This is a genomic window from Limibacillus sp. (genome assembly GCA_037379885.1).
GTDB lineage: Bacteria > Pseudomonadota > Alphaproteobacteria > Kiloniellales > CECT-8803 > JARRJC01.
Map to the genome: position 1 here is coordinate 1 of JARRJC010000089.1, position 4,857 is coordinate 4,857.

At 69.9% G+C, this 4,857-nt stretch carries 6 protein-coding genes; all 6 read left to right on the forward strand.

The annotated features are described in order from the left end of the window. Positions 1-1,071: molybdopterin-dependent oxidoreductase (locus tag P8X75_14470; GenBank protein ID MEJ1996386.1), on the forward strand; the 1,071-nt coding region annotated here is incomplete at its 5' end. Beyond that, positions 1,068-1,877 (forward strand): 3'(2'),5'-bisphosphate nucleotidase CysQ, encoded by an 810-nt coding sequence (cysQ, locus tag P8X75_14475; GenBank protein ID MEJ1996387.1) that lies wholly within the window; start codon positions 1,068-1,070, stop codon positions 1,875-1,877. The genes P8X75_14470 and cysQ, both read left to right, overlap by 4 nt. Before the next feature lie 54 nt (positions 1,878-1,931). Beyond that, on the forward strand, positions 1,932-2,486 hold the full coding sequence (locus tag P8X75_14480) for an HD family hydrolase (GenBank protein MEJ1996388.1): 555 nt from the start codon (positions 1,932-1,934) through the stop codon (positions 2,484-2,486). Between the two features lie 44 nt (positions 2,487-2,530). Then, positions 2,531-3,379, forward strand: a complete 849-nt coding sequence (locus P8X75_14485) for a squalene/phytoene synthase family protein (GenBank protein MEJ1996389.1) — start codon at positions 2,531-2,533, stop codon at positions 3,377-3,379. Continuing rightward, entirely contained in the window at positions 3,376-4,209 is an 834-nt protein-coding gene (gene hpnD, locus P8X75_14490) for a presqualene diphosphate synthase HpnD (GenBank protein ID MEJ1996390.1), read from the forward strand. The genes P8X75_14485 and hpnD overlap by 4 nt, the downstream gene beginning before the upstream one ends. Positions 4,210-4,213: 4 nt before the next feature. Continuing rightward, positions 4,214-4,857: FAD-dependent oxidoreductase (locus P8X75_14495; GenBank protein ID MEJ1996391.1), on the forward strand; the 644-nt coding region annotated here is incomplete at its 3' end.

The following is a 4,857-nucleotide window of genomic DNA, read 5'->3' on the forward strand; positions in this document are numbered from 1 at the left end:
GATTTCGCGCGGGTTCTGACCCGGGCCCTGGAGAAGGCGGACGTCGAGGGGCTGGCGGCGCGCAAGGAGGAAGCGAAGGCCCGCGGCAACTTCCGGGGTCTCGGCATGGGTTGCTATATCGAGGCCTGCGGCGGCGTGGGGCAGGAGGAGGCCAAGGTTCGCCTCGACCAGGACGGCGGCATGACCATCTATGTCGGCACCCAGTCCAACGGCCAGGGCCACGCCACCGCCTACGCCCAGATCCTGAGCGAGCGCTTCGGCGTCGACCTTGCCAACGTGCGGGTGCGCCAGGGCAACTCCGAGGAGCTGACCTCGGGCGGCGGCACCGGCGGTTCGCGCTCTCTCCTCATGGGCCGCTACGCGATCGAGGGCGCGAGCGACAAGGTTGAGGAGCGCCTGAAGAAGATCGCCGGGCACCTGCTGGAAGCCTCGCCGCAGGACATCGAGTTCACCGAGGGCGCGCTGGCCGTGGTGGGCACCGACAAGCAGGTGAGCTTCACCGCCGTCGCGGACGCCGCCTATGGCGGCAGCCTGCCCGACGAGCTGATGGAGAGCGACGAGCTGGCCGAGACCTATAACTTCAAGGACCCGACGCTGACCTATCCCAACGGCTGCCACGTGGTGGAGCTGGAGATCGACGGCGAGACCGGCACCCTTGCCATCGAGCGCTACACGGTGGTCGATGACTTCGGCACGCTGGTGAACCCGCTGATGGCCGCCGGGCAGGTCCATGGCGGCATCGCCCAGGGCCTGGGGCAGGCGCTTTTGGAGATGACCGCCTACGAGGAGGAGAGCGGGCAGCTGCTGACCGGCTCCTTCATGGACTACGGCATGCCGCGCGCCGACAACCTGCCGGAGATCGACCTGGAGTTCGTGCAGGACATCCCTTGCGCCACCAACCCCTTCGGCATCAAGGGTGCGGGCGAGGCGGGGGCCATCGGCGCGCCGCCCGCGCTGATCGGCGCGGTCATCGACGCGCTCTCGCCGCTGGGCGTCACGGCCATCGACATGCCCGCGACCCCCTCGAAGATCTGGGCGCTGCTCAATCAGGCCAAGGCCGCCGCGCAATGAGCGAAGCCGCCCGCGAAGCCGCCAGTCCCGGGGACCTGCTCTCTGCGCTGCGCATGATCGCCGAGCGCGCGGGCGACGCCATCATGGAGGTCTATCGGACGGCCGAGGGCATTGAGGTCGAGACCAAGGAAGACGATTCGCCGGTGACGGCGGCCGATCTGGCAGCCGACCGGCTGATTCTGGAGATGCTTCAGATGCTGGCGCCCGACATCCCGGTGGTGACGGAGGAGAGCGTCGATCTCGACAATCCCCCCGACCTGTCCGGCGGGCGTTTCTGGCTGGTCGATCCGCTCGACGGCACCAAGGAGTTCCTCAGCCGCAACGGCGAGTTCACGGTCAACATCGCCCTCATCGAAGGCGGGCGTCCCAAGGCCGGCGTGGTGCACGCACCCGCGCTCTCCATGACCTGGAGCGGCCTGACCTCGCCCGCGGGCGAGAAGCGCGCCTTCTTCTCGGAGACCGGCGGACCGGCCATGCCGATCGAGATCAGGAAGGCGCCCAAAGCGGGCCTGACCGTGGTCGCCAGCCGCCGCCATGGCGCGGGCGGCGCGCTTGACGACTTCCTGCTGCGGTTCCAGGTGGCCGAGAAGGTCACGACCGGCTCCTCCCTGAAGTTCTGCCTGTTGGCGACCGGCAAGGCCGACCTCTATCCGCGCTTCGGGCGCACCATGGAGTGGGACACGGCGGCCGGGCACGCGGTCCTGCGCGCGGCCGGCGGCCGGGTCGAAACCGAAGAGGGCAAGCCGCTGACCTACGGCAAGCCCGGTTTCGAGAACCCGCACTTCATCGCCTTCGGCGACTGCTGAGGCGGGGGCAGTCCGGTGGCGCGCAAGGAGGAGAAACCCCGCGCCTGGCAACGGATGCTGTCCGGGCGCCGCCTCGATCTCCTGGAGCCCTCTCCGCTCGACATCGAGATAGACGACATCGCTCACGGCCTCTCCCGCGTTGCGCGCTGGAACGGCCAGACCTCGGGCGACTGGGCCTTCTCCGTCGCCGAGCACTCGGTGCTGGTGGCCGATATCCTGGCGCTTTTGCGGCCCAGGGCGCCGCGCAAATGGCTTCTGGCGGCCCTGCTCCACGACGCCTCGGAGTACGTGGTGGGCGACCTGATCTCGCCCTTCAAGGCCGCCGTAGGCTTCGACTACAAGGATTTCGAGAACCGCTTGATGGACGCCGTCCATATCCGCTTCGGGCTGATTCCCCCGCCGGGGCAGGAGGCGCGCGCCGCCATTAAGCGTTCGGATACACTTGCGGCCTACCTTGAAGCGACCCAGCTGGCCGGATTCTCCAAAGAGGAGGCCAGGCGCTTCTTCGGGGCGCCCTCGGCCAAGACCGCCGGGATCCGCTTGTCGCCCGTACCGCCGGACGAGGCCAAGGCCCTGTTCCTGAAGCGCTTCGGCCAACTGGGCGGATGAGGACGCGACAGGCCCTTGGGGCCACTGTAGGCTTGGAGCCCGTGATGAGGGAGAGCGAGACCATCGAGACGCCGTCTGGCAAGGGCGCGGAGGACGAGAACTTTCCCGTCGCCTCGCGCTTCTTGAGACCGGAGGACCGGCCTCTGGTGATGGCGTACTACGCCTTTGCCCGCGCCGCCGACGACATCGCCGACAACTCCGAGCTTTCGCCCGAAGACAAGACCGCCCGGCTGGAGCGCTTTCAGGCCGGGCTGGAGGGCCGGGAGCGCAACGAGGCGCTCGCCACCGCAAACCGCCTGGGCGATCTGATGAGAGAGCGGGCGATCGCGCATGAACACGCGGGCGACCTTCTGCTGGCCTTCCAGCAGGACGCCCGGAAGGCGCGCTACGCCTCCTGGGAGGAATTGCGCGACTATTGCCGCCTCTCAGCCGAGCCGGTCGGGCGCTTCCTGTTGGACCTGCACGGCGAGGACCGGGCGCTCTATCCCGGCGCGAACGCGCTCTGCAGCGCGCTTCAGGTCCTCAATCACCTGCAGGACCTGCGCAGCGACTATCTCGGTCTGGGGCGGATCTACCTGCCGGAGGACTGGATGGCCGACGAGAAGGTGGAGCCGCGCGATCTTGCAGCTTTCTCGTCCAGCGCGGGATTGCGACGGGTGATCGACGATTGCCTCTGGCGTAGCGACTCGCTTCTGGCCCAGGCCGAGGGACTCCTGGCCGGTTTGCAGAGCCGCCGCCTGCTGGTCCAGGCGGCGACCACCCACCGGCTCGCCGAGACGCTGCTGCGGCGGCTGCTGCGCCGTGATCCGCTGGCGCGCCCGGTGAAGCTGACGCGCATGGATTTCCTGCTCGCGGGCGCCCGAGGGCTGCTTTGGGGAGGCTTGGCGCGATGAGCGTCGCGACCCTGGAAGTCGAGCGCATCGTCCGCGCCTCGGGCAGTTCCTTCTACTGGGGCATGAGGCTCTTGCCGCCCGAACAGCGCCGGGCGCTTTACGCCGTCTATGCCTTCTGCCGCCGGGCCGACGACATCGCCGACGCCCCCGGAGCGCCCGAGGACCGCCTGGCGGCCTTGGAGCGCTGGCGCCTGGAAGTCGACCGGGCCTACGGCGGCGCACCGGAGAGCGAGATCGGGCAGGCGTTGGGCCGCGCCGCAGAGCGCTTCCAGCTTCCGCGCGAGGAACTGGAGGCCGTGATCGACGGCATGGCCTGGGATGTGGCCAAGCCGCCGGTCGCCCCGGAACGCGCGGCCTTGGCGCTTTACTGCCGCAAGGTCGCCGGATCGGTCGGCGTCCTGACGCTCTCGATCCTGGGCTGCCGGGAGCCGCGCGACCTGCGCCTCGCTGAGGTGCTGGGCGAGGCCTTGCAGTTCACCAACATCCTGCGCGATCTGAAGGAGGATGCGCGGCGCGGGCGGCTCTACCAGCCGGCCGAACTGCTCAAGGAAGCAGGCGTCCAGGCCGCCTCGCCGGAGGCGGTGCTTCAGGACAAGGCCCTGCCGCGCGCCTGCGCCCTCCTCGCCGCGGAGGCGGAGGCGCGCTTTCAGGAAGCGCAGCGCCTGATCGACGCGCGGGGCCGCAGACGGCTGCGCGCGCCCAGTCTAATGCTGGCCGTCTATGCCCGCCTGCTGGCGCGCATGCGCGGCGCAGGCTGGCCGCAGGAGGCGCGCATGCGCCTGCCCGCCTGGGAGAAGACCTGGCTGGCCCTGCGCCACGGGGTCCTTTGAGAACATGGCGCCGACACCGCTCCGCAGGGTCCATATCGCGGGCGCCGGCCTTTCCGGTTTGGCGGCGGCCCTCTCGCTCAGCGAGGCGGGGGTCGAGGTCCTGCTCCACGAACAGTCGGCGCAGGCCGGTGGCCGCTGCCGCTCCTGGAACGATCCGCAGCTCGGCGCGCAGATCGACAACGGCAATCACCTGCTGCTCGCGGCGAACATCAATGCGCTCGCCTTTCTGGAAGAGGTCGGCAACGGCCAGGGACTGTCCGAGCTGCCCGCCCGCTTCGCCTTCCACGACCTTCGCACCGGACAGCGCTGGGAGATGAACCTGGGCCGCACGGCGCTGCCCTTCTGGCTGCTGCGCAAGTCCGGGCGCGCCCCCGGTGTGGGCATCGGGGACTACCTGGGGCTCTGGCGCTTGCTGCTGCACCCCTCGCGCGACGCCTCCGTCGCCGATTGCCTGGAGCCCAGCCACCGTCTCTACCGGCCGCTCGTCGAGCCGCTCTGCCTTGCCGTGATGAACGCCTCGCCCGAAGACGCCTCGGCGGCCTCCTTCTCGGCGGTGCTGCGCGCGACGCTTCTGCGTGGCGGGGCGGCCTGCCGCCCCTTGATCGCCCGCGAGGGCCTGGGTCCCTGCTTTATCGACCCCGCCTTGGC

Excerpts from the sequence above, each read along its gene's own strand:
- cysQ (MEJ1996387.1), top strand. The coding sequence starts at position 1,068 with ATGAGCGAAGCCGCCCGCGAAGCCGCCAGTCCCGGGGACCTGCTCTCT.
- P8X75_14480 (MEJ1996388.1), top strand. The coding sequence starts at position 1,932 with ATGCTGTCCGGGCGCCGCCTCGATCTCCTGGAGCCCTCTCCGCTCGAC.
- P8X75_14485 (MEJ1996389.1), top strand. The coding sequence starts at position 2,531 with ATGAGGGAGAGCGAGACCATCGAGACGCCGTCTGGCAAGGGCGCGGAG.
- hpnD (MEJ1996390.1), top strand. The coding sequence starts at position 3,376 with ATGAGCGTCGCGACCCTGGAAGTCGAGCGCATCGTCCGCGCCTCGGGC.